Origin of the sequence: Octadecabacter antarcticus 307 (assembly GCF_000155675.2) — a bacterium.
In the GTDB taxonomy this organism is placed as follows: domain Bacteria; phylum Pseudomonadota; class Alphaproteobacteria; order Rhodobacterales; family Rhodobacteraceae; genus Octadecabacter; species Octadecabacter antarcticus.
The window spans coordinates 3460578-3482417 of sequence record NC_020911.1 but is presented as its reverse complement, the minus strand read 5'-3'; the positions used below and the strand labels follow the sequence as shown (position 1 = coordinate 3482417).

At 54.4% G+C, this 21840-nt stretch carries 22 protein-coding genes; 11 read left to right on the top strand and 11 right to left on the bottom strand.

What is annotated here, in order from left to right:
• Window positions 1–294 precede the first annotated feature (294 nt).
• Together OAN307_RS17800 and OAN307_RS17795 are read left to right on the top strand one after the other, a co-directional pair.
• Window positions 295–1038, top strand: a complete 744-nt coding sequence (locus tag OAN307_RS17800; protein ID WP_015500980.1) for a recombinase family protein — start codon at window positions 295–297, stop codon at window positions 1036–1038.
• 283 nt (window positions 1039–1321) lie between these two features.
• Window positions 1322–1729, top strand: a complete 408-nt coding sequence (locus tag OAN307_RS17795; protein WP_015500979.1) for a helix-turn-helix transcriptional regulator — start codon at window positions 1322–1324, stop codon at window positions 1727–1729.
• A 358-nt stretch (window positions 1730–2087) separates the two neighbouring features.
• On the opposite strand, the gene OAN307_RS17790 is transcribed toward OAN307_RS17795, so the two are convergent.
• Window positions 2088–2894, bottom strand: a complete 807-nt coding sequence (locus OAN307_RS17790; protein ID WP_015500977.1) for a restriction endonuclease — start codon at window positions 2892–2894, stop codon at window positions 2088–2090.
• 313 nt (window positions 2895–3207) lie between these two features.
• Between OAN307_RS17790 and OAN307_RS17785 the strand changes: the two genes are divergently transcribed.
• A complete protein-coding gene (locus OAN307_RS17785) occupies window positions 3208–4149 on the top strand; it encodes an IS1595-like element ISOan10 family transposase (RefSeq protein ID WP_015498511.1) in 942 nt (313 codons plus the stop codon).
• Window positions 4150–4462: 313 nt separating this feature from the next.
• Here the strand turns inward: OAN307_RS17785 and OAN307_RS17780 are convergent, their stop codons facing one another.
• A complete protein-coding gene (locus tag OAN307_RS17780) occupies window positions 4463–4873 on the bottom strand; it encodes a MerR family transcriptional regulator (protein WP_015500976.1) in 411 nt (136 codons plus the stop codon).
• A gap of 72 nt (window positions 4874–4945) precedes the next feature.
• Here OAN307_RS17780 and OAN307_RS17775 point away from each other — a divergent pair, with 72 nt between their 5' ends.
• From OAN307_RS17775 to OAN307_RS17760, 4 genes are all read left to right on the top strand, one after another.
• Window positions 4946–5650: a cation transporter gene (locus OAN307_RS17775; protein WP_015500975.1), complete on the top strand. Its 705-nt coding sequence runs from the start codon at window positions 4946–4948 to the stop codon at window positions 5648–5650.
• Window positions 5651–5791: 141 nt separating this feature from the next.
• Window positions 5792–6613 carry a methyltransferase family protein gene (locus OAN307_RS17770; protein ID WP_015500974.1) on the top strand — a complete coding sequence of 274 codons (822 nt, stop codon included), beginning with the start codon at window positions 5792–5794 and terminating at the stop codon, window positions 6611–6613.
• On the top strand, window positions 6603–7322 hold the full coding sequence (gene ubiG, locus OAN307_RS17765; RefSeq protein ID WP_015500973.1) for a bifunctional 2-polyprenyl-6-hydroxyphenol methylase/3-demethylubiquinol 3-O-methyltransferase UbiG: 720 nt from the start codon (window positions 6603–6605) through the stop codon (window positions 7320–7322). The genes OAN307_RS17770 and ubiG overlap by 11 nt, the downstream gene beginning before the upstream one ends.
• Complete coding sequence (locus tag OAN307_RS17760) at window positions 7319–7714, top strand: DUF4149 domain-containing protein (protein WP_015500972.1); 396 nt, start codon at window positions 7319–7321, stop codon at window positions 7712–7714. The genes ubiG and OAN307_RS17760 overlap by 4 nt, the downstream gene beginning before the upstream one ends.
• A 306-nt stretch (window positions 7715–8020) precedes the next feature.
• Here the strand turns inward: OAN307_RS17760 and OAN307_RS17755 are convergent, their stop codons facing one another.
• From OAN307_RS17755 to OAN307_RS17715, 9 genes are all read right to left on the bottom strand, one after another.
• Complete coding sequence (locus tag OAN307_RS17755) at window positions 8021–8698, bottom strand: alpha/beta fold hydrolase (protein WP_051068054.1); 678 nt, start codon at window positions 8696–8698, stop codon at window positions 8021–8023.
• Complete coding sequence (locus OAN307_RS17750) at window positions 8695–9819, bottom strand: cobalamin-independent methionine synthase II family protein (RefSeq protein ID WP_015500970.1); 1125 nt, start codon at window positions 9817–9819, stop codon at window positions 8695–8697. Before OAN307_RS17750 ends, OAN307_RS17755 begins: the two co-directional genes overlap by 4 nt.
• Window positions 9820–9897: 78 nt before the next feature.
• Entirely contained in the window at window positions 9898–10863 is a 966-nt protein-coding gene (locus OAN307_RS17745) for a cupin domain-containing protein (RefSeq protein ID WP_044044935.1), read from the bottom strand.
• Between the two features lie 85 nt (window positions 10864–10948).
• Window positions 10949–11947 carry a nuclear transport factor 2 family protein gene (locus tag OAN307_RS17740; protein ID WP_015500968.1) on the bottom strand — a complete coding sequence of 333 codons (999 nt, stop codon included), beginning with the start codon at window positions 11945–11947 and terminating at the stop codon, window positions 10949–10951.
• Window positions 11947–12972, bottom strand: a complete 1026-nt coding sequence (locus OAN307_RS17735; protein WP_044043978.1) for a LacI family DNA-binding transcriptional regulator — start codon at window positions 12970–12972, stop codon at window positions 11947–11949. Before OAN307_RS17735 ends, OAN307_RS17740 begins: the two co-directional genes overlap by 1 nt.
• The gene (locus OAN307_RS17730) at window positions 12972–13736 is read right to left on the bottom strand and encodes an SDR family NAD(P)-dependent oxidoreductase (protein ID WP_015500966.1); all 765 of its coding nucleotides are present in this window, start codon (window positions 13734–13736) and stop codon (window positions 12972–12974) included. The genes OAN307_RS17735 and OAN307_RS17730 overlap by 1 nt, the downstream gene beginning before the upstream one ends.
• An 82-nt stretch (window positions 13737–13818) precedes the next feature.
• Window positions 13819–14847 (bottom strand): ester cyclase, encoded by a 1029-nt coding sequence (locus OAN307_RS17725; protein ID WP_015500965.1) that lies wholly within the window; start codon window positions 14845–14847, stop codon window positions 13819–13821.
• Window positions 14844–16172, bottom strand: a complete 1329-nt coding sequence (gene hisD, locus OAN307_RS17720; RefSeq protein ID WP_015500964.1) for a histidinol dehydrogenase — start codon at window positions 16170–16172, stop codon at window positions 14844–14846. Before hisD ends, OAN307_RS17725 begins: the two co-directional genes overlap by 4 nt.
• A 24-nt stretch (window positions 16173–16196) precedes the next feature.
• Entirely contained in the window at window positions 16197–17243 is a 1047-nt protein-coding gene (locus OAN307_RS17715; RefSeq protein WP_015500963.1) for an ABC transporter ATP-binding protein, read from the bottom strand.
• Window positions 17244–17517: 274 nt separating this feature from the next.
• Here OAN307_RS17715 and OAN307_RS17710 point away from each other — a divergent pair, with 274 nt between their 5' ends.
• The 4 genes from OAN307_RS17710 to OAN307_RS17695 all read left to right on the top strand — a co-directional run bounded on the left by OAN307_RS17710 (window position 17518) and on the right by OAN307_RS17695 (window position 21763).
• A complete protein-coding gene (locus OAN307_RS17710; RefSeq protein WP_015500962.1) occupies window positions 17518–18762 on the top strand; it encodes an ABC transporter substrate-binding protein in 1245 nt (414 codons plus the stop codon).
• A gap of 81 nt (window positions 18763–18843) precedes the next feature.
• Window positions 18844–19866 carry a carbohydrate ABC transporter permease gene (locus OAN307_RS17705; RefSeq protein ID WP_044043977.1) on the top strand — a complete coding sequence of 341 codons (1023 nt, stop codon included), beginning with the start codon at window positions 18844–18846 and terminating at the stop codon, window positions 19864–19866.
• A gap of 1 nt (window position 19867) precedes the next feature.
• On the top strand, window positions 19868–20749 hold the full coding sequence (locus OAN307_RS17700) for a carbohydrate ABC transporter permease (protein WP_015500960.1): 882 nt from the start codon (window positions 19868–19870) through the stop codon (window positions 20747–20749).
• A 27-nt stretch (window positions 20750–20776) separates the two neighbouring features.
• The gene (locus tag OAN307_RS17695; protein WP_015500959.1) at window positions 20777–21763 is read left to right on the top strand and encodes an ester cyclase; all 987 of its coding nucleotides are present in this window, start codon (window positions 20777–20779) and stop codon (window positions 21761–21763) included.
• Window positions 21764–21840 lie beyond the last annotated feature (77 nt).

Sequence of the window (21840 nt, the reverse complement as noted above, 5' to 3'; positions counted from 1 at the left end):
AAAATTATGGCACTGAAGACGTCGCTGCACCCTAAGAAACCTCGCTGTAAATCTGCTCTGATTGTGCCGTATCCCACTCGGTATCTTCAAAAACAGACACACGTTGATCTGAAGATCAAAGCAATTTTTTTGGCCGTTCAATTTGCAGCTTTAAGCTCCAAAACAGAGTTTCATGCACACGCCTTCAACACCCCCACGTCCTTTGCACAAACGTATGATCTCAATGGACATTTACCTCATTTCATGTGTAGGTAGATGACAAGTTCGTATAGCTGTCAAACAGGGTGTAGATACATGGTTCATAAGCACGCAGTTGGGTTCATAGGCTTCGTTCGTGTCTCCTCTGACAAGCAAGCATATGAAGGAGAAAGTCTCGCTCAACAGAAGGTGCTTCTTGATGAGTATGCGACGGTTTTTGGAACGACTGTCGAAATCCCGTATCCTTGCGTTGAAAAAGGTCACGGCACGTCGACAGAACGGCAGAATTTCAGGCTGACTGTGAAGGAGGCGCGGGAGCGCTGTCTTCCGATCCTTGTGCGAGATGCAAGTCGTCTCAGCCGGAGCGTAAAAGACCTCAATCTTATTGATTTGCGAAAGACGCCGGTCTTCGTTGTTGGTGAAGGTCGTGTTACGAAAAAGCGCCTTTGTGAACTCGTCCAGAAAGCTGAAGAGCAACTCGAGCAACTTCGCATTGATGGGAAGCAAAGTCGTCTGCGGAATGGAGTTTCAGCCAAGAAACCTAAATCGAAGGCGTTTAAACCAAAGAATACTCGAGCGGGCGCACTTGGTAATCAGGATAGAGCCCATCGCCGGGTTCGGAAGGTTCAGCAGTTTCTCAATCAGCATCCTGATTTTTGTGATCTCACCCTAAATCAACTCATCCAGAAATTGCATGCTGCGGATATAAAGAATCTCAAAAGTGAACGAACTGGAAAATCAATAGACTGGACCGTGGGTGCTTTGCGGCCCGTTCGTAAAGCTGCTCTGGAGCAGATTGCTTTGGATGCAGAACCAATGGATGAACTAATTATCAGCTAAGCCAACAGTGTCCTCGTAGAGGCCCTGAGGGGGCCGCCAGGGCGGCTCTTGGGTATTTGGTGGCACCACCACCCAGGTTCTAATGACCGGACACGCACAGGGTGTGCCGTGAGAGTCGCTGTCGAGTTCACCAATTAGACGGCACTGCGTTTGCGGGCTGAAATCATACGTAACACACGGCTGCGGTTGGGGTGACAACCCACTGACACCCAAGCGAAACCCATTATAATTTCGCTATAAATACTCTTGTAAGCACAACGTCAGCATCAGGAGCGACAAGATTATGGCAAATAAACTCGGCCCACATGCAGCTTCCAGCCTTGCGGTCTATATCGACCGGCGCATTCTTGAACTGCGCTATAAAAAGACGCAAAGAGAGATTGCGACCGCCGCGGGTTTCACAAATCCAAATATGCTAACAATGCTTAAGCAAGGCCACAGCAAGCTGCCAATTGACCGTGTAGCAACGCTTGCCGCCGCGTTAGAGGTTGATTCAAAATATATGCTCAGGCTGGCACTGGCCCAGCACGGAAACGAGACGATGCTTCGTGTTTATGACGAGGTGCTCGGCACCGTAGTTTCACAACATGAGGTCGGTTGGCTCACATTACTACGGGAGGCGTCTGATAACAGCGACCCAGCAGTTACAACGCGTGCGCGCTCAACCATTCTATCGATATTTGGAAAATAGGATCTGACAATGCACAGACATGCAAAACCCACCATGCACCAATTGAGTGACAACGAGGTCGCCTGGATCGAGTTTCTGCGCCTGCTTAGCTATGATCAAGTGCCAACTCCGACATTGGCAGCCATTCAAACATTGCGACTGACACTGACAGGGCGGGAATTAAAGATCTGCAGTCGTGATTGCGCACGAGGGTAGCCGGATCTTTGGCTTGAGCTCAAAGTGTCAAATACCGCAAAGTGCACAGGCAATGACGACGTCGGAACGGTCGGATCGGTCGGAACAATGGCTGATGTCTTGATGTTTTTCATTTTGTTCCGACTGTTCCGACGTCTCCGACCACTTTTGCAACTCGGACAGTTTAGGCAACGATTGGTAGCCCCAGAGCATTTGATAGGTTTGGAAGCTCAGAAACATCAATGAGACGAACTCCATTCTTTTCGGCCAATTGCCTCGCGGATCGTGTATACCCACTCCTCCCAACCACTACAGCGCTGTCACCATCAAAAAACGTCTTCGCAGCATTAACTTCTTGCACAGCCTTGTTCCCGACGGGGCTCTTATACAACTTGCATTGAATTATACATTTGTGGCTTCCATAAATGGCCACAACATCTGAACCTTGATCGCCACTTCCTTGGGTTGCCTGAGCGTCCCAGCCGTGCATGTTTAGCATGCTCGCAGTCCAATGCTCAAATTCGATTGGGTCGTGGGGGATAGTATCAAGTGAAACGCCCGGAAAAGCTGACTCTGCTGTCGTGTAGACTTGGGCAACGACATATTCATAGAGTTCGGGTCCCAGTAACAGGTCATCAGAAATGCTAAGCTCAGGGAGCATGATATTCTGATAGAAATAAAGGACTTCCTTGTCGAATGCCTCATACTTTTTTTCACCGTAGTGACCTTCGTAAACTTTCTGGCGGTAAATTTTACCAAGGGCATCTTGGTGCTTCTGGGTGATCGTTCTAATTTGTCGATGTGCTTCTTTCGTGCGCGCTTTCTCACTTCCCCCTGAATAATACCCACCCAACGCAACAACCGCCAACAAAACTCCAACAACGATTGCAATCGTAGAAAAGTCACCTTCCAAGCCTTTGAACAGAAGGTAAATGAGGCCAACAACAACGAACACTACTATCCAGCCCTCACCACCGCTATTTCCTGTCACAAATTCATCCTTTGATTTTTTTGACTTCTGTTCCTTGAACGGGATAGCGGCCTTACAGTGCTTTTGACACCTCACAAAAGAGCGTTCCGAGCAGGAGTTCATTTGTGTCGTTGATCCAACAATCATTCAACGAGAAATGCCTCCGAGGGGTTCGAAATTAGAGCAGGTGCGCAAATTTTGCTATGAAATGCTGGTCCGCTTGGTTCTCGCACCACTCAATCTCAAGCCGAAGGCTTATCCCCTTTGCTCCGGCGGCACCTGATGTAGTGTGAAGCGGCTTGCCAATCTACAATGTTCTTGTATTGTTCTACCCATGCCAGCCAGATGGAAAAACGACAAACCCATGTCCCGCCCGGCGTTCGACGCCAGGTTTTCTGATGAGGAAGCGTGTTCGCATTATCTGGCGGAACATCGTTGGCCTGAGGGCTTTGTGTGTCCTTCCTGTGGCACCTGCAAGGGCTGGCCGTTAAAGCGAAATCGCGCGACTTGGGAATGTGCCGGTTGCGCACGGCAGACATCCGTGACGGCTGGCACGGTGATGCACAGCAGCCATTTGCCGTTGCGAATTTGGTTTCTTGCCGCGCACATCATCACCAGCCATTCCAACGGCATGTCAGCGCTGCAACTTCAGGCGCAACTTGGCCTTGGCAGCTACAAGACGGCGTGGCTCCTCTTGCAAAAGCTGCGGCGGTCGATGGTCAACCCTGACCGCAACCCCCTGAAAGACCTTGTCGAGATCGATGAAACAGAGATTCCGTTCCGGTCCCGGCATGATCCCGAGGACCGGCCAAAGGGTGGGCGGAGCCCGGTCGGAAAGATGTTTGTCGTCTGCGCCGTCGAGTTATCAAGAGACGGACATCCGCGCCGTATCAGGATGAAACACATTCCCGACGGCGCATCAAAGACGCTACACGGGTTCATTGGTCAGGCTGTAGAGCCTGGCGCTCACGTCATCACGGATGGCTGGCTAGGTTACGAAAATCCCCCTGCAAACACGCATGAGGCGAAGGTCGTCAGCGGCAAGAAGGCACATGACATACTCCACTGGGTCCACCGCGTGTTCTCCAACCTAAAAACGTGGGCAAAAGGCGTCTTCCACGGCCTCAGAAAATGCCATCTGCAACGCTATCTCGACGAATTTGTGTTCCGCTGGAACCGACGGCGACACATGCGAAGCGCCTTCGACACGCTGCTGGGGATCGGTGTTGGTATTGGCCCAGCGACATATCGTGATTTTGTTGAACAGCGCGCCTGAAGGCCCTTGTTCACGGCAAAAGCCACGCCCCATAAACCCACCAGATGTTACAAACTGATCCGATCCGCCTCTCAAGCCACAAGGGCGAGGTTCTGCGCCGCGTCAACATGTGGGGCAACCGGACTAAAAGGGATAAGCCTTCTCAAGCCGCTTGCGTTGGTAGGTGCCATCCACCCCATCAGCTATCGTGGGATATAGAAAAACCTTTAGTAATCATTTTGGTTTCGAATGGGGATTTTGGTAGCGGCAAAAGAGGTTGTTTGCGCATGTTCCGGAAGAGAACGTTTTGGGAAAACTATTCTTCACTTATCCACTAGTGTTCGGTCTCACAAAGCCCGTGGTCGGCAAGCGTTTCGATAACAGCGCAGTCTGCTACATTATCGGCGTCGCACTTGGTGATGCGCTTCAGCTCACGCTCCAACCGCCGCAGCTTTGCAATTCTAGTCTGCACATCTTTGAGGTGCTGAGTGGCAATGCTGTGCGCATCTTGGCATGGCTTTTCAGGATGCTGACTTAAATCCAGCAACCCCCTGATGTCTTCGACAGAGAACCCCAGATCACGGGAATGCCGGATAAATGAGAGACGTCCCAATCCGTCCTTTGTGTATCGACGTTGATTGCCTTCTGAGCGTTCTGGCGCATCAATCAAGCCCATCTGCTCATAGTAACGGATCGTTGGAATTTTCACGCCTGTGCGCTTGGAAAGTTGGCCGATTGAGAACATCAAAAATAATCCTTGAAGCTATAGCTACTAGAGGCTTTATATTTGTGCAGAATCAAATTTGGAAGTCTGCAAATGAGCAATACAAATGAAAAAACCACATCGCCTGCCCAAAAGGCCGGCACTGCCTGCGGATGCTCTGGCAACCCAAAATTTGATGGTGTCGATCCAGTCTACAAGCGCGTGTTATGGGTCGTCATATTCATCAACGCCGTAATGTTCGTGGTAGAAATGTCCGCAGGTAAGCTTGCGGGTTCACAGGCATTGCAGGCGGATGCCCTCGACTTTCTAGGTGACGCGCTGACCTATGGTCTAAGCCTTGCCGTCATCGGTATGAGTCTCAAGGTCCGTTCAATCGCTGCTCTGCTCAAGGGTCTGAGTTTGCTGTTTATGGGGCTGTGGGTCTTTGGCTCAACGGTCTACCAGTTTCTTATTCTTGAAATGCCTAAGGCCGAGATTATGGGTTTGATCGGCCTTCTCGCCTTTGCAGCAAACGTGGCCAGTGTCTTGCTGCTCATGCGCTACAAAGACGGTGATGCAAATGTCCGGTCTGTTTGGCTGTGTTCACGCAATGATGCCATTGGCAACGTCGCTGTCTTGATCGCGAGTGTGGCGGTATGGCTGACAGCCACTGCATGGCCTGACCTTGTGGTCGCGATATTCATGGCAGGGCTTTTCTTGCGGTCCGCCCAGCTCATTCTGGTTCAGTCATGGCAGGAATTGCGGTCTGGGGAAGATACCGGTGCGCTAGACAGTCATGGACATAATCACGCTCACTGAAGTCGAAATACTGGCGATCCTGATTGGGGGCATCGCAGGTTTGGACGGATGAAGAGAAGCGGTCGATCTGTTTTCAGACGACGGCGATAAGGCAGGTCCTTGCCCACCTCTAACAGTCCTTTCAACGCTACTTTTGACTTTATGAACGTAACCCCGGCATCGCCTCTCAACCGCCTTTGGACACTTGCCCTTGGGACACTGCGCCCACCGCCGGGGGCCGCGCGTATCGCTTTGGCGCTTGCCTACGGTCTACTGTGTCATATCGTGTTCGGCCTTGCCGTGCTGGCCATGATGTCTGCGATGTTCTTTGGGATGAGTGAGAGCTTTGGCCGTGTCCCCGCGCCATGGTCAGTCCTCGCCAATATTGCGTTGATCGTGCAGTTTCCTGCCGTTCATTCGTTGCTGCTATCATCTCATGGCAGCAGGTTTCTTGCAAAGCTGGCACCGATGGGGCACGGGAAAACACTGTTGACCACGACTTACGCTATCATTGCATCGATCCAACTATTGGCGATTTTCGCTTTTTGGACACCAAGCGGGATCATTTGGTGGCGCGCAGAGGGAACCGGTTTGGTGCTGATCTGTGCGATTTATACTCTGTCATGGCTCCTGCTGATCTGGGCCAGCTTCGATGCGGGTGCCGAGGTGCAATCGGGGGCGTTAGGGTGGATGTCATTGATGCAAAAGATCCGGCCTGTGTTCCCCGATATGCCTACCCGTGGTCTGTTCCGCGTAATCCGCCAGCCAATCTATGTGGCCTTCGCGTTGACCACATGGACTGTACCGGTGTGGACCCCCGACCAACTGGGCTTGGCATTGGGATTGACACTTTACTGTCTTGTCGCACCGACATTGAAAGAACGCCGGTTCGCGCGACGCTATGGCGATCGTTTTGCGGCCTACAAACACCGCGTCCCTTACGCATTCCCAACCCTACGCAGAGTAAAGCATCATGACGAATAAGCAGCGCAATAACCTTGATATCTACGATGACGTTGCTGCTGATTGGTGGTCAGACGATATCCGCTGGGTCCGAACGTTGAAAAATCTCGTGCCTGCAAGGCTTGCGTGGTTCAGCCGTCACATCGATTGGGAGGCAAAAGCAGTGCTTGATTTGGGCTGCGCCGGGGGGTTCATGGCCGAGGCGCTGACAGATAAAGGCGCAAATGTCACCGGGGTTGACCCCGCCGCGCAAGCCATTTCTGTCGCGACCAAACGAGCAAAGCAGATGGATCAAGTGATCCGATATGATATCGGTGTGGGTGAGAACCTGCCTTATCCGGACGATCATTTCGATGCAGTCGTTTGCGTTGATGTTTTGGAACATGTCGTTGATCTGACCAAAGTTTTGGCTGAAGTTGCGCGGGTGCTCAAACCCGGTGGGCTATTTTTGTACGATACGATCAACCGCAATCCCATCGCTCGGTTGGCAACCATCACAGTCGCCGAGGATGTGCTTGGTCTTTTGCCGCAGGGGACGCACGATCCCAAGATGTTCATTAAGCCCAGAGAGCTGCGTGATGCGCTTGCAAAGGCAGGCTTTGTTTCTGGTCCACAAACTGGGTTGGGACCACGCGGCATCAATCGTCGTGGTGATTTTACTTTTGGTCCGTTGCCGTTCAAAACGATTATTTATATGGGCCTTGCCAGCCTACCGGAGTTCTCAAAATGACGATTTTCGCTCTTCTCATCACCGCACTTTTGTTTGGTGGCATGACGTTATACGCATTCGGTTTTGCTGCGTTCCTGTTTACTGCACTACCCGCAGAGACCGCCAGTCCACTGATCCGAAAAGCCTTTCCTCATTTCTACACCTTTGTCTTTGTGACAGCAACTGTAGCGGCATTGGCAGCGTTTGCAGGCGATCTAACGTCAGGTGCTGCGTTGCTATTTATAGCCATATCCACCGTTTTTGCGCGCCAAATATTGATGCCAATGATCAATGCCGCAACGGATGCAGGGCATAAGCGGCAGTCTAAAGTACTGCATAGTGCGTCAGTTGTGCTGACGTTGGTCCATATCGGCACATCCGCAATCGTCTTGGTGCGTCTGGCGGGCGTCTAACTCTTTCTCCTATACAAAAAGCCAATGTGGCTGGCTAATTGGTGCGTCAGAATTTGTGCCACAGCATGGGTTTGTTGCAAAAATGAATTGATGGGATTCATATTGTGAAGCCAGAGTGATAGCTTGGGGTGATGAGCCGCTGGACACCTACCGGATAGCCGCCGCTCTTGCTGAGTGGCGCCAACTTTGTTCCACGTAAGTTCTGGTATTAAGAGCCACACTGAGACGAGTTCGCGTTCGTCTGACAGCACCGTTCCGCGCCCTCGTCCCCGATGCACTACAACACTCGTTTGAAACGATTGATAATCAATGAAGCCAGCGTTCTATTGCGGTACGCGTGACGTCAGGTTGTTCGAGGGGGGGTAGGTGGCCTGCGTTCGGGACCACTGTCAGCGTCGCTTGTGGCATCAGTTCGGCCATCAGGGTGTGGCGATGCAGCGGGCACATCCGGTCATCCTCGCCGCACAGGATTAGGGTCGGTTTGCACCAATTTTTGAGCGTGTCTTTCTGATCCGGGCGATCGCGCAATGCGTTTGATTGCGCCGCAAAAACGTCGTGCCCAAGGATCATCGCCATGTCCATGCACAGGTCCAAAACCTTGGCACGGTTTGGCCCGTCGGCGAGATAATTTGGCTTCATCTCATCGCGCATCACGCTTTGCAGGCCGCCCCCAAGAGCACGCTCAATTTGTGGCTGGCGGAACGCCTTGACCCTATCGCTTTCGGCCTCACAATTGGTGTCCATCAGCGCGAGGTGTGTGATGCGATCAGGCGCTTGGCGGATGACCTCCATCGCGACGATGCCGCCCATAGATAAGCCCCCAAGCGCAAAGGTTTCGGGGGCGTTTTGCAACACATCCGTGGCGATGGCTTCAACGGTGTCATGGCCCGTGATGGGGAGGTAAATGTGGGGGGGCATGTGTTTAAAAAGCCGCCCGTCGCACATCATTCCGGCCAGTAAAACAAGGGGACTAGGCTGCGTCATTTGACCTGTGACGCACCTTGGGATAGCGCGCTGAGCTTGGCATAGGCAATCTCTGGATCGACGGCACCAAAGCCTGCAAATGTACCAAACCCGCAGTCGCTTCCGGCGATGACGCGATCGGAGCCGACGATGTCTACGAAGCGTTCGATGCGTTGTTGCACGAGGTCGGGATGTTCGACAAAGTTGGTGGTCGTATCGACGCAACCGGGGACAAGAATTTTGGTGTCCGGGATATCCGCTGCACGGTCGCGGAAGACCGCCCATTCGTGGCCGTGGCGCGGGTTGGATGTTTCGAACAACAGGTGGTCGGCCTGCGTCGCCATGAGGGTATCGAACATCTTTGACATCGGGATATCGCAGGTGTGCGGGCCTTCATAGTTGCCCCAACAAATGTGGACGCGGACGCGGGCGGGGTCTATGCCGTCCAACGCATGATTAAGGGCTTCGACATGACTGCCTGCGACCTTGAGAAATTGGTCGTCGGAAAGATCGTTGAACAGCATGTGGCGCGACAGCGCGAGGTCGGGGCAATCCAGTTGCAGCATTAGGCCGCTGTCCACGATGGTGCGATATTCGGTCCGCATAGCGTCTGCCAACGCCGCAAGGTATTCATCCCGCGTTGCATAGAAATCATTTTGCAAAAACAACGAAATAACACCGGGTGAGGCGGCGTTCATAAAGCCGCGTTCGACCCCGTGTTCGCCCATCGCCGCCTTGAGATTGGCAATGTCTTTTTCCAGCTCGCCTTGGCCCTTCGATTTGACCGCACCCACGCACATGGGGCGTGCGTACTGCGGTGTTCCACCGTCATCTGCGAGGCGTTTGAGGTAGGTTGGAAACTGTTTGAGATCGGCTGGTGCATTTCGCGGGCTGTCACCGTCAAATCCGGTGTAGCGGTCTTTGACGTAGGTGGCGTAGCTGATTTTCGAGGTCTCCCCGTCGCTGACAATATCGACGCCAGCGGCCACCTGTTTGGCGACGGTTTCGCCGACCGCGCGGGTCATGCAGGCATCAAAATCAGCCTGTTCAAAGGGCGTTTTATTTTCGCGCGCGAAGATGAAATCCACCACCTCTTGGGTGCGGGGAAGGGAGCCGACGTGGGACGTTAAGATCTTGGACATTTGGGACCTTTCAGGCGGTATGTTTTGCGTACACCACCTGTACACAGCTTGTATGTACAGGTGTGCAGAAGACGGGCGTTAACCTTTCCAGGTTAGGCCCGCTGGATCGCTGGTCGCGACGACGCGGTAAAGGCTGGATTCCCCCGTCATTGATGGCACGGTTGAGTGCGCGAGGTTTTCAGGCACCGACATCGTGTCTCCGGGGGCGAGGGTCGCTGAGCCGCCCTGCCACGTCACGCGCCAATGACCACGCATGGGCATCAGGACGGACGGGAATTTGTGGCTGTGCATATCGGCGGTCGCGCTTGTGCGGGTGATGAAATCGACCTCAAACCCCGGCTTGTCACGCAGCATGGCGGATTCCCCGATGACTTTGGCTGGGGTTCTATCGGCCAGTGCCATCATGTCCCAATATCGGGCAACATAGTGCGGGACGACTTCGGCGGTTGTTGGTTCGGGGAATGCCTTGAGTTCTTCGGCGTTCAGGACTGGCATCGGCGCGACGCCATCGGGCAAAGTGGCACCCGATTTGCTGTCATAAAGTTTGCCATTGTCACCCAACACCAGCCCGTGATCTTTCGCGTCCTCGATGACCTGCGGCGCCCAGACAACACCGCCACCCGCATCATCACCACCAAGGATCGCCATGATCATTCCGTAATCGGTGGAGATGTTTTCAAAGCCGCGAAAAATGCCCGTGGGGATGTTGATGATGTCACCTTCTTCCAGCGTCACCTCACCCGCGTCACCGTAGCGGCCCCAAAAGAAACGCCAGCGACCCGAAAGGACGAAAAATACTTCGGCAGTGCGGTGGATATGCAGCGAGTTTCGGCATTTAGGCGGTTGGCCTGCCGCACCAATGTTGAACCCGTGGGAGATGGCAATGTGGACGTGCTGATCTGGGGATTCCGACACGCCGCCCCCAATGATGGTGAAGTTTTCCTTCGTGTTACTGCCCGGTGTGTGGGCGTCGATGAAGGCAGTTTTGCACGGTTGCAGATCGCCGTAGCGCACGATGCGGTGTTCCATATCTGCAGTAGTCATGTGGTTTCCTTTCGGGCGCTGTGTCCCATGTTCGTCACGGTTGAAAGACATGTCTTTCGACATTTGGTAAAAAAACGGAAATCCGTCACTGGCCACTTTGCATCAAAATCTGTTTCCAGATCGCGACCTCATCATAGAGCGCGCATTCGCGCCGGATGCTGGCGTCTTGCGGGCCGTCTTTGTTGACGAAGGGGCCGTATTCCGCGTGACACATGCCCATGACGTGCACGTTCGCGCCTGTTGGTTTGCCGAAAGACCCCCAGCCGGAGTGTGTGCCGTCAAGCGACCAGCGGATCGACGCGCGGGGTGGAAGCATGTCACTATCCATGCCAATTTGGTGGTGGATTTTGAACTTGGCGTCGGGGAACGACGACCGCAGGCCGAGCCAGAATTTAGTAACCGTATCATGGCTATAGGCGGAAATTCCGCCTGCGTAATGACAGCCAACGGCGCGGTCATAATCTTTGGCGATGACGTGAAAGTCCAAGGACATGATCTGTTGCAAGGTGTCAGCGTAGCGCTGGCCCCAAGCGTTGTCATTGCCGCGAGAATTGTAACCGCCGTCGATGTCTTGGTCTGGCGTGAAGGGGCGCGAGGCGGTTTTTGGCCCACCTTCCGCGTCGATCAGTGCCGCTGCATATGCCGAGGGATCAAACCCGAGTTGGCGCACGATGCCGCCGTAATCGCGGATCAGCCATTCGTCATAGATTACTCCGTCTTTGGCTGCGCAATCGGCAATCACCCGCGCGTTCCATGCTCTGCCCGTTGCGGGGCCGAATTGCCCGTCTCGCGTGTGGGTGGCGTGGGTGTTCAGGCGGTGTGACGACAGCAAGCCAAATTCAGGATCATCCGACCAGATCACGTCATCGGCCAGCAATTCACGGTCTGGGAATTCGTTGATCGTTGCCATTGTTGCGGCCATCACCGCCACGTTGCCGCGCTGGATCCCCATCGGGGACCGCACGACGATATCGTCGCTGTAATAGTCGTTCAGGGTGCCGACGCCACGCTGCTCCCAAATCTCACGGGTGATGGCAATGATATAGTCTGGGAAGTCTTTCCAGCGGTTTGAGAAACCCTTCATTATAGTTGTCCTTTGGGCAGTCTTGAGGAACCGCGTTGAATGAGCGGCCCGTCGATTTCAATGGTTTGTAGGTATGTGTCCGTGCCCTCAATCTGGCTGAGCAGGGTCGTGATGGTCGCTTCGACCATGCGGTTAACCGGTTGGCGTACCGTGGTGAGATCATAGGCCGCCCACGCCGCAAGCGGCACGTCGTCATAGCCAATGATACTGACGTCTTTAGGGATCGCGTAACCCATGGTGCGGATGGTATCCATGACGGCGAAGGCCATATGGTCATTGCCAACAAAGATCGCATCGGGACTGGTTGCGCCCGACATCAATTGGCGTGCAGCGGCGGCGGCGATGTCACGGTTGTACATGCCGTCCACAATGGCAAATGGTGTCAGCTGTGCGTTGGCCATGGCATCTTCGAACCCTTGCTGGCGATCTGTCCCTGTCAGCGATCCGTTCCAGCCTGCGATATGGGCGATGCGGCTATGGCCTGCGTCAATTAACGCTTGCGTCGCGCGGTAGCCGCCTTTGACATTGGCTGATGTGACCGCCGACAGCCCGCTGCCCGGTTGGCCGCGGTTGAAGAGCACGACGGGGATGCCTGCCTTTGCACACAGCGCCGCAAGGCTGGACGACATCGAAACCGAGGCGGCGATGATGCCGTCAACTTGGTAATCCATCAAGTCACGCACGACGCTTTCGATACCGTCACTAGAATTTGGGGCCGTGAAAATTAGGATATGATACCCCTTCGCCTGTAGGGCGTTGGACAGGCGTTCGAGGGCTTCGGGGTAGAACTGGTTATCGAGATAGGCCACGACCAACCCGATGATGTGGCTTTTGCCGGTAATCATGGCGCGGGCCAGCACGTTGGGCCGATAACCCAGTTTATCGGCGGCCTTTTTGACTTTTTGCACCGTTGCGGCGGAGGCAGATGCGCCTTTGGTAAAGACGCGACTGACCGCCGATTGGCTGACGCCAGCCAATTTTGCCACTTCGAGTGAGGTAATTTTAGTGGATAATTTTTGGCCCATCAGTCTGCCGTCCACCCCCCGTCAATCAACAGCGATGTGCCAGTGATCAGTGCCGCTGCGTCTGATGCAAGGAACGCGACCGCGCCCATGATGTCACTGACTTCGCCAACGCGACCGAGCTTGATTTTTTCCTCAATCCAGGCGCGACGTTCGGGGTGTGCGAACGTCTGTTCAGTGAGCGGTGTGCGGATGAACGTCGGGCAGATTGTATTGACACGAATTTGGTTAGGGCCCCATTCAATCGCCATAGATTTTGTCATGCCTTCGAGGGCGTGTTTGGTGGCTGCATAGACCGCGCGGTCGATGCCCCCGACGTGCCCCATCTGAGAGGAGATGTTGATGAGGGAGCCGGATTTACTGCTCGCAATCATCCCCTTGGCGACAGCGCGGGTCAGAAAGAATGCGGCCTTAAAGTTAAGATCGCTGGCGGCATCGAAATCTGTTTCGGCCGTTTCGGTGGCAGGGGCGTGACGGGCAAGGCCCGCCGCGTTTACCAGAATGTCGAACGGCCCAGCGTCGGCTATCGCGGCTTCAGTTGCGGCAACGTCCGCGATGTTGAGCGGCAATGCCTTGGCATCCCAGCCATGTGACGCGAACGTTGTGACCTGTGCGTCTAGTTTCGTTGCTGTTCTGGCAACCAATGTGACATGCGCGCCTGCTTCGGCCAATGCCACGGCGCAGCCTTCACCGATGCCAGATGTTGCGCCGGTCACGAGGGCGCGTTTGCCTGTGAGATCAAATGAGGGTGTGCGGGGGAGGCTCATAAATGGTTTACCTTGCGCCTGCGGCGGGCGTGGAGGGGGCCAGCCTGAGATATTCTCCAAGCAAAGACATTGGACAGACGCGTCATTCGAATTGGCCTTCGGGGAGGGTTATAGGGCCGAGATTGCGGGCTTCGTTGAATTCACCCATGCGCGCCAAGACGTCGACATCGCATTGCGCGTAAAGGTCGAGGAGATCGACGAGAACCCAGTTTTCGCGGATCAGCCCGTTTTCCATGCGCCAGAAGTCGAGGGAGCGCAGCAGGACTTCGCGGCCAGCAGGCGCGATCCCCATCCATCCGTCATTGGTCAGCGTGAGGCGCATATTTGGCCAGCCGGTTTCGCAAACGTAGTCGCCCTGAGCAAACCAATGTGACGTGAGATCGCCCATGGCGTCGAGTTTGCGGTCAGGCATGGCGCGCAGGAATGGGATTTGATGCCAGTTTCGGAAGCCCGCAATGCCGCGCCCGGTGCCAATGCCTGCAGGTCCGTACCAGTTGAAACGCGGGTGCCAATAGGTGTCGAGGTTCATCACCTCAGGGCCACCATTTGCCGGGTGTTTGCACAGGTCGGTCAGCATGTTCAGGACGTGAGTTTGCGTGGCTGATCCGTCGCCGGATGCGGTTAATCCATCTTGGGTCATCGGGGCAGGTGTGCACAGGTATTTGCCAAGTTGCGGGGCCATCGGCCAAGCGCGCGCTTGCATCATCAGTTCGGGGATGTCCCAGATGATCTGCGCCTCAACGATTTGATCCCCGTCGAGTTTGTAAAACTCGTGATAGCGCATGTGGGTCAGGTGGCCGGTGGGTGGGATGTTCAACCATGGTCGCACCATGGTGCCCATGTAATTGCCCATGCAGCCGACCCATGTCTGTCCCTCAGCCGTTGTGCCGTTCAGCACGATCATATCGCGGCGTTCAAGGTCTGGCATGGCGGTGAGCAGTGGGGCGTAGAGTGTGTCAAAAACATTCGCGCCCGTGATGTCCCCGAAAGGGTGGCACATGTTGATCGTCGCATCGGGCGCGATGGTTCGGGCTATTGCGACGCGAACACCATCGGGTGTCGCCGTGGCGAGAGCTTTTTGAAGCAGGGCTAAGGCGAGATGCGCGCTCATTCTTTGTGGTCTCGATATGGCGCGCCTTCACCGTAGGGGACGTTGATGCCGCCGTAGCGGCGCACGCGGATGTTGCATTGTTCAGCGTGGCCGACGAAGCCTTCGAGCATGCATAGGCGTGATCCGTATTCGCCGATCATTGTGGCCGCTTCGTCCGTCAGGATACGCTGATAGCTATGGGTTTTGAGGAATTTTCCAACCCATAGGCCACCAGTGTACCGGCCCGCCTTTTTGGTGGGTAGTGTGTGGTTGGTGCCGATAACCTTGTCGCCATTGGACACATTGGTGCGCGCACCGAGGAATAGTGCGCCGTAGCATGTCATGTGTTCGAGGAACCAATCGTCGCGATCTGTCATGACCTGAACGTGTTCGGACGCGATGTCGTCCGCTACGGCGAGCATTTCGTCGTAGGTGTCACACACGATCACTTCGCCGTAGTCTTCCCAGCTTTTGCCAGCGGTGTCGGCGGTGGGAAGGATTTTCAGCAGGCGGTCAATTTCAAGCAATGTGTCGCGCGCGAGTTTTTCGGAGTTTGTGACCAGCACTGACGGCGAATTGTAGCCATGTTCAGCCTGCCCAAGCAGGTCCGTCGCGCAGAGTTCGCCGTCCACGGTGTCATCCGCGATGACCATGGTTTCGGTCGGGCCCGCGAACAGATCAATCCCGACACGTCCAAACAGTTGGCGCTTTGCCTCTGCGACAAAGGCATTTCCGGGGCCGACGAGCATGTGGACGGGGTCTATTGTTTCGGTTCCCAGCGCCATGGCACCGATCGCTTGAATGCCGCCCATGACGTAGATTTCATGCGCACCGCCAAGTTTCATCGCCGCGATCACGGCTGGGTTTGGCGCGCCTTTGAAGGGGGGCGTAGCGGCAATAATACGCGGGACCTTCGCAACAGAAGCAGTCGCAACGGACATGTGCGCAGACGCGACCATGGGGAATTTGCCGCCCGGAATATAGCAACCGACAGATTGCACAGGAATGTTTTTATGGCCGAGGACAACACCGGGGAGGGTTTCCACCTCAATATCTAACATGCTGTCCCTTTGCGCCTGGGCAAAATTACGCACTTGTTTCTGTGCAAATTTGATATCAGCCATTTCGCGTGAGGTAACTTTGGCCATTAAGCCGTCAATATCGCTGTCTGACAGGCGGAACGACGCAGGCGTGTAGCTGTCGAATTTTTCGGACAGATCACGCACGGCAGTGTCACCGCGCAGTTCAATATCTTTCAGCGTGCTTTCTACAATGGTGCGTGTCTTCGCATCATCTTGCGCGCGAGCTTCAAGGGAGCGAGCGGATTTTAGGTGGCGGATGGTCATTACGGATCCTTGCAGGCGGTTGGCCTATAGATGATCGCCTGTTGTGGCGTCAAACAGGTGGCAGATGCTGGCGGGAATAGCGGCGGTGACGGTTTCACCTATTTTGGCGCGGAAGTCTTTGCCGGCTTTGACGATGGCGATGGTGCCGCCGATGCGGAAGGTGACCATGGTGGCATCGCCGAGCAGTTCCATGGAATAGACTGGCGCATTGATTGACGGATTTTCAGCCCCCACTGTGGCATCTTCGGCGCGATAGCCGAGCGTTACTGGACCATTTAGCGGGCTGTCGATACCGCTAATTTTCACGTCTTTGCCGGTAAATGTGCCGTTTTCAATATGGCCTTCGAGAAGGTTCATGGCCGGGGAGCCGATGAAGCTGGCGACAAACGTGTTGGCGGGGTTGTCGTAGATATCTGTTGGTGTGCCGACCTGTTGCACGACGCCTGCGGACATGACGACGACACGGTCGGCGAGTGTCATCGCCTCAATCTGGTCATGGGTCACGTAGATCGTTGTGACCTTGAGTTCGTGGCTGAGGTTTTTGATCTGTGCGCGGGTGGAGACACGCAATTTGGCATCCAAATTTGAGAGCGGTTCATCCATAAGAAAAATATTGGGCTGGCGCACGATTGCGCGGGCAAGGGCGACGCGTTGGCGCTGGCCACCGGACAATTCAGCAGGTTTGCGGTGCAGGAAGTCTTCGAGTTCAACCATTTGTGCGGCGCGCATCACGCGTTCTTCGTGTTCAGCGTTGGGAATCTTGCGCATCCGCAACGGGAAGCGGATGTTTTCGTAAACGTCCAAATTCGGGTAAAGTGCGTAGGATTGGAACACCATGGCGCAGTCGCGATCTTTTGGGTCGAGGTTGTTGATTCGTTTGCCGTCCACCAGAATATCGCCGATTGTAACGTCTTCTAGGCCTGCAATCATCCGCATCGTGGTTGTTTTGCCGCAGCCCGATGGACCCAGCAGAACTAGAAATTCCTGATCGGCAATTGTAAGATTTAAATCTTTGACACCAACAAAACTGCCCCATCTTTTAGAAATGTTCTTGAGCTGGATTTCAGCCATTTCGACACCTTTCTTGCAAACGTATGCAGTATGGTAAATCCGATTGTAGTGGTGGGGCAAGTAGTTTTTTATTGCTTGTTATGTTCGCAATTGCAGCATTGTAATCTTTTGTGTCTATGGAGCGTTTTTTCTTGCATTGTGAGCAATACCGCCGTTTCATTGCAAACGTATGCAAAGGGACATCCGATTCGAGAATTTGGGTGTGTCCAAAATGAATGCACCGCGATTGCACAAATGTGCGCAGCCAGACGGCGTATCAATGGGAGACTATAAAATGACAAAGATGACCAAATTCCTGGGGGCAACGGCTGTTGCTGCTGCGATGGGAACTGCCGCCTATGCAGACGGACACGGCTGTCGTGCCGATGGCCGGGTGAACATCATCGGCAATGAATTTCCTGCCATTCAATCTATCGCTGCGCTTGCGCAATCGTGCGACGGCATTGAAGGTGAAGCGAACCTGACCGCCGATCACCAGACGCTGAATGTTCCTGGCATGTCAGGCAACCCAGCTGAATACACAACGGCTGTTGTTGCCAATTCATCTATTGTGGCGCTAATCAATGAAGACGTCATCCGCCCGCTGGATGATTTGGTAGCGGAATATGGCGCAGGTATCTCACCGTCCCAATTGATTACCGTTGACGGCAAAATTATGGCGGTTGCATTCATGGCGAATGCGCAGACGCTGATGTACCGTGAAGACATTTTGAACGACCTCGGCATCGAAATCCCGACATCCTACGAGGACATGCTGGTCGCTGCTGCAGCGATCCGCGATGCGGGCGTCATGGAATACCCGCTGAGCGGCGCATACGCGTCCGGATGGAACCTCGCGCAAGAATTTAACAATATGTACATCGGTACAGGAGGTGAATTCTTTGAGGCAGGCACCGCAAATGTGACAGTCAACAACGCCGAGGGTATCGAGGCGCTTGAGATGATGAAGGCGCTGTCGGAATATATGAACCCTGACTTCCTGACGCACGATTCCAACGCGGCTGGTGCCGAATGGGAAGCGGGCAATGTGGCCATGATGAACATGTGGGGATCACGCGCGCAGGTTCTGATGGACGATGAAGGATCGACGCCGCAGGTTGCTGACAATACACGGATCGCCGCACCTTTGACGGTTGGTGACAGCGGTGTGCCAGCCACGACACTGTGGTGGGACGGTTGGACAGTAGCCAAGAACATCAGCGACGAAGACGCGACTGCGACGTTCATCGCGATGACCTACGCGGTGTCCCCTGTGCTGTTGACAGATGAGACGATGGAGCAAGCGGTTTGGCTGATTGATGGCTTTGTGCCGCAGCCTGTCAACGAAGGTGTATTAGGCGCCGTTGCCGCCGGTTCCAAGCCATATCCCATGGTGCCATTCCAAGGCCTGCTGCACACTGCGCTGTCCAATGAATTGTCGGACTTTATGCAGGGCAATGAGAGCGCCGAGCAAGCCTTGGCAGACGTTGAAGCGGCCTATACATCGGCTGCGATTGAGAGCGGTTTCGTCACCGAATGATCTGAAAATACTGGACCGGCGCGGGGCAAACTTTGCGCCGGTTCTTGACAGATTTTACCCTCAGAGCAAACGGGGCCACCCTTGAGACACGCAACGTTTTTCACTTTTATTGCGCCGTCGCTGATTGCGATGCTGTTGTTGATTGCTTTGCCGATTGGATCGGTTGTCATACAATCGCTGTATGCACAGCACGAACAAGTCATTGAAATTGTGGAAAACTGTGGTCCGTTCGGGTGCACCGAAGAAGCGGCTGTGAACACGGAGGCAACGCAGGAGTTGCGTGATGCGCAACCCTTGGGGCGTTTTGTCGGCCTTGAAAATTATCTGAACCGTGGGCACCTCGCCGTTGATGAGGTGGCGGAGGCGTGGCGCGAGTCTGATAGCTGGGGGGATTATGGCAACCGGATCATGAACCTGCCGTTCTACAGCGCCATCATATTCACGCTGACATTTACGTTCATCGTCACGCCGATGGCGATCGGGCTGGGTTTCGCCATTGCCGTCGCGGTCAATTCCGCCAGCAAGGTGTTGCGCGGACCGTTGATTTTCGTGTCACTGTTGCCGTTCATCATCAATCCGCTGGTCGGGTCACTGGTGTTGTTCTGGATGGTTGATGCGCGCGGGGTCTTGGGCCACGGGTTGCAATGGCTGGTGGCGGACCCTGATTTATCGGTGAAGGCATCAACGCCGCTGATGTGGATTATGTTAATGGTGTACGGTGTCTGGCACACTGCGCCCTTTGCGTTTGTGGTTTTCTATGCAGGCCTGCAAACGGTCAACCAAGACACCAATGAGGCGGCGATGATTGATGGCGCGAACCGTTGGCAGCGCGTGCGATATGTCACCATTCCACATATTATGCCACTGGTGACGTTTGTGGCGCTTATTCAGATCATGGATAATTTTCGCGTGTTCGAACCGCTGGTGTCGTTCAGTGCAAGCGCGCATGCGACGTCGCTGTCTTATTACATCTACAGCGATTTGGGCGGTGAAACGCGCTTGCTCAACTCCGCTGCCGCCACATCCGTGCTGACCATTATCTGTGTTGGTATCCTGCTGTCGCCCGTTCTTGTGCGGACGTGGCGCGATTTTAAGAGGGCTTGATATGACATTGAAAGCACGCGCACTCCCCGGATCATTGCGGTTCCTGTTGCTGGCGTTTCTCGTGCTCTGGGTCATTCTTGCGGCTTTCCCCTTTTTGTGGACCCTGTGGGGATCGTTCAAGGTCGAGGGTGATTTCTTTTCCAAGGCGAGCTGGTCTTTGGCGCTGACGGGGGAATTGACGCAGGTCGAAACTGGCGGGTCGTTTACCGGCGAGGGGTACGAGGGCGCGTGGATCCAAGAGGAATTCTGGCGCTCTGTACTGAACACCACAATTGTGTGTTTCTGCGTCGTCACAATTTCACTGACGTTGAGCACATTGGGCGGCTACGCATTGTCACGATCAACCTATAATTACGCCTTCTGGTTCCTGATCATCGCATTGATGTTTCGCGCGATGCCGCCGATTACGCTGGTGTCGGGCTATTTGCTGCCGTTTTACGAATGGAACCTTTGGGGCAGGTTAAGCACGACAATTGTGGTTTTGGTTGCCATCAACCAGCCGTTCAGCCTGTGGATGCTGACATCGTTTTTCCGCAATATTCCCAAGGATTTGGATGAAAGCGCTATGGTCGATGGCTGCAACCGGTTTCAGGCCTTTCGCCACGTTATCATTCCGGTGATGTGGCCGGGGGTGATCACGACGGGATTGTTTAGTTTCTTGCTGGCCTACAATGATTTCGCTGTGACAGCGATGCTTCTGGAAAAGGATAACCAGACAATGATTCCTAAAATTGCATCGTTCCTTGGGACCACGCAGACCAAAGGCAATGTGATGTTTGCTGTGGCTGCGGTGATTTCCGCGACCGCCCCATTGTTTGTGTTGATTTTGTTCTTCCAGCGCCAAATCGTATCAGGTTTGACCGCAGGCGCTGTGAAAGGCTAACCAATGTTTCAATCTGAAAAATCTATAGTGCGTGATCTTTACGCAGCCATAAATACTGCGACGCCCGATACGATCGCGACGACACTTCGCGACCACACAGCCCCCGATTGGCATTGGCGTGGTATGCACCCGTTTTATGAACGACACGGTGCTGTCGATGTTGCGTCGGCGTTCTGGACGCCTTTGATGGGATCATTGACACGGCTCCAGCGGCGCGAGGATATCTTTTTTGCTGGGCAGAACACCGTGGGTGAGGGCACCTGGGTCGTGTCCATGGGACATTTGATGGGGCTGTTTGATGCGCCTTGGTTGGGGATCGTCCCGACACGCAAAATGGCGTTTCTGCGCTATTGTGAATTCAACCGCGTGGTGGATGGCAAGATTGCTGAAACCATGATGCACGTCGATATCCCACACCTGATGACACAAGCGGGGCAGAACCCGTTCCCACCGCAAACTGCCGCACACATGGTGCAGTCCGGTCCAATGGCCCACGGCGGTCTGCTGCACGCGGCCCAGCCTGCCGCGGTGGGTGAGGCGACGCTGGCCGTCATCAACGCGATGATTGGCGATCTAGGAACGTGGCAGAACAAGCTGCCGCTGGAAGAAGAACTGGCGCGCACATGGCATGATGACATGATTTGGTGGGGCCCTGCCGGTATTGGTGCGACCTACACCATCGAACGCTATGCCAAACAACACTCCGGCCCATTTCGCGCAGCATTCTATGACCGAGGCACGACTGGCCACGTGGCGCGGGTTGCTGAGGGGCATTATGGTGGGTTTTTCGGTTGGCCGAACTTTAGTGCCAAACACCGTGGTGGCTTTATGGGGATGGCGGGCAATGAACACGATTGCGAATTTCGCGTGATCGACATTTATCGCCGTGAGGGTGACAAGCTGGCGGAAAACTGGGTGTTTATCGACATGTTATATTGGCTCATCCAGCAAGGTGATGACGTGCTTGTGCGGATGGCTGCAATTGCGGGAACGGATTATACGCCGCCTGCGTAGATTGTTTTGGCGGGTGACAGGGCGGGCCCCGCTTTTGGCGCTTTGCAATCCGTAAAAATGTCTGGCCAATCGCCATT

Bases quoted from the DNA above. Each gene is read 5' to 3' on its own strand.
- OAN307_RS17800 (WP_015500980.1), top strand. From the start codon at position 295: ATGGTTCATAAGCACGCAGTTGGGTTCATAGGCTTCGTTCGTGTCTCC.
- OAN307_RS17795 (WP_015500979.1), top strand. From the start codon at position 1,322: ATGGCAAATAAACTCGGCCCACATGCAGCTTCCAGCCTTGCGGTCTAT.
- OAN307_RS17785 (WP_015498511.1), top strand. From the start codon at position 3,208: ATGCCAGCCAGATGGAAAAACGACAAACCCATGTCCCGCCCGGCGTTC.
- OAN307_RS17780 (WP_015500976.1), bottom strand. From the start codon at position 4,873: ATGTTCTCAATCGGCCAACTTTCCAAGCGCACAGGCGTGAAAATTCCA.
- OAN307_RS17775 (WP_015500975.1), top strand. From the start codon at position 4,946: ATGAGCAATACAAATGAAAAAACCACATCGCCTGCCCAAAAGGCCGGC.
- OAN307_RS17770 (WP_015500974.1), top strand. From the start codon at position 5,792: ATGAACGTAACCCCGGCATCGCCTCTCAACCGCCTTTGGACACTTGCC.
- ubiG (WP_015500973.1), top strand. From the start codon at position 6,603: ATGACGAATAAGCAGCGCAATAACCTTGATATCTACGATGACGTTGCT.
- OAN307_RS17760 (WP_015500972.1), top strand. From the start codon at position 7,319: ATGACGATTTTCGCTCTTCTCATCACCGCACTTTTGTTTGGTGGCATG.
- OAN307_RS17755 (WP_051068054.1), bottom strand. From the start codon at position 8,698: ATGACGCAGCCTAGTCCCCTTGTTTTACTGGCCGGAATGATGTGCGAC.
- OAN307_RS17750 (WP_015500970.1), bottom strand. From the start codon at position 9,819: ATGTCCAAGATCTTAACGTCCCACGTCGGCTCCCTTCCCCGCACCCAA.
- OAN307_RS17745 (WP_044044935.1), bottom strand. From the start codon at position 10,863: ATGACTACTGCAGATATGGAACACCGCATCGTGCGCTACGGCGATCTG.
- OAN307_RS17740 (WP_015500968.1), bottom strand. From the start codon at position 11,947: ATGAAGGGTTTCTCAAACCGCTGGAAAGACTTCCCAGACTATATCATT.
- OAN307_RS17735 (WP_044043978.1), bottom strand. From the start codon at position 12,972: ATGGGCCAAAAATTATCCACTAAAATTACCTCACTCGAAGTGGCAAAA.
- OAN307_RS17730 (WP_015500966.1), bottom strand. From the start codon at position 13,736: ATGAGCCTCCCCCGCACACCCTCATTTGATCTCACAGGCAAACGCGCC.
- OAN307_RS17725 (WP_015500965.1), bottom strand. From the start codon at position 14,847: ATGAGCGCGCATCTCGCCTTAGCCCTGCTTCAAAAAGCTCTCGCCACG.
- hisD (WP_015500964.1), bottom strand. From the start codon at position 16,172: ATGACCATCCGCCACCTAAAATCCGCTCGCTCCCTTGAAGCTCGCGCG.
- OAN307_RS17715 (WP_015500963.1), bottom strand. From the start codon at position 17,243: ATGGCTGAAATCCAGCTCAAGAACATTTCTAAAAGATGGGGCAGTTTT.
- OAN307_RS17710 (WP_015500962.1), top strand. From the start codon at position 17,518: ATGACAAAGATGACCAAATTCCTGGGGGCAACGGCTGTTGCTGCTGCG.
- OAN307_RS17700 (WP_015500960.1), top strand. From the start codon at position 19,868: ATGACATTGAAAGCACGCGCACTCCCCGGATCATTGCGGTTCCTGTTG.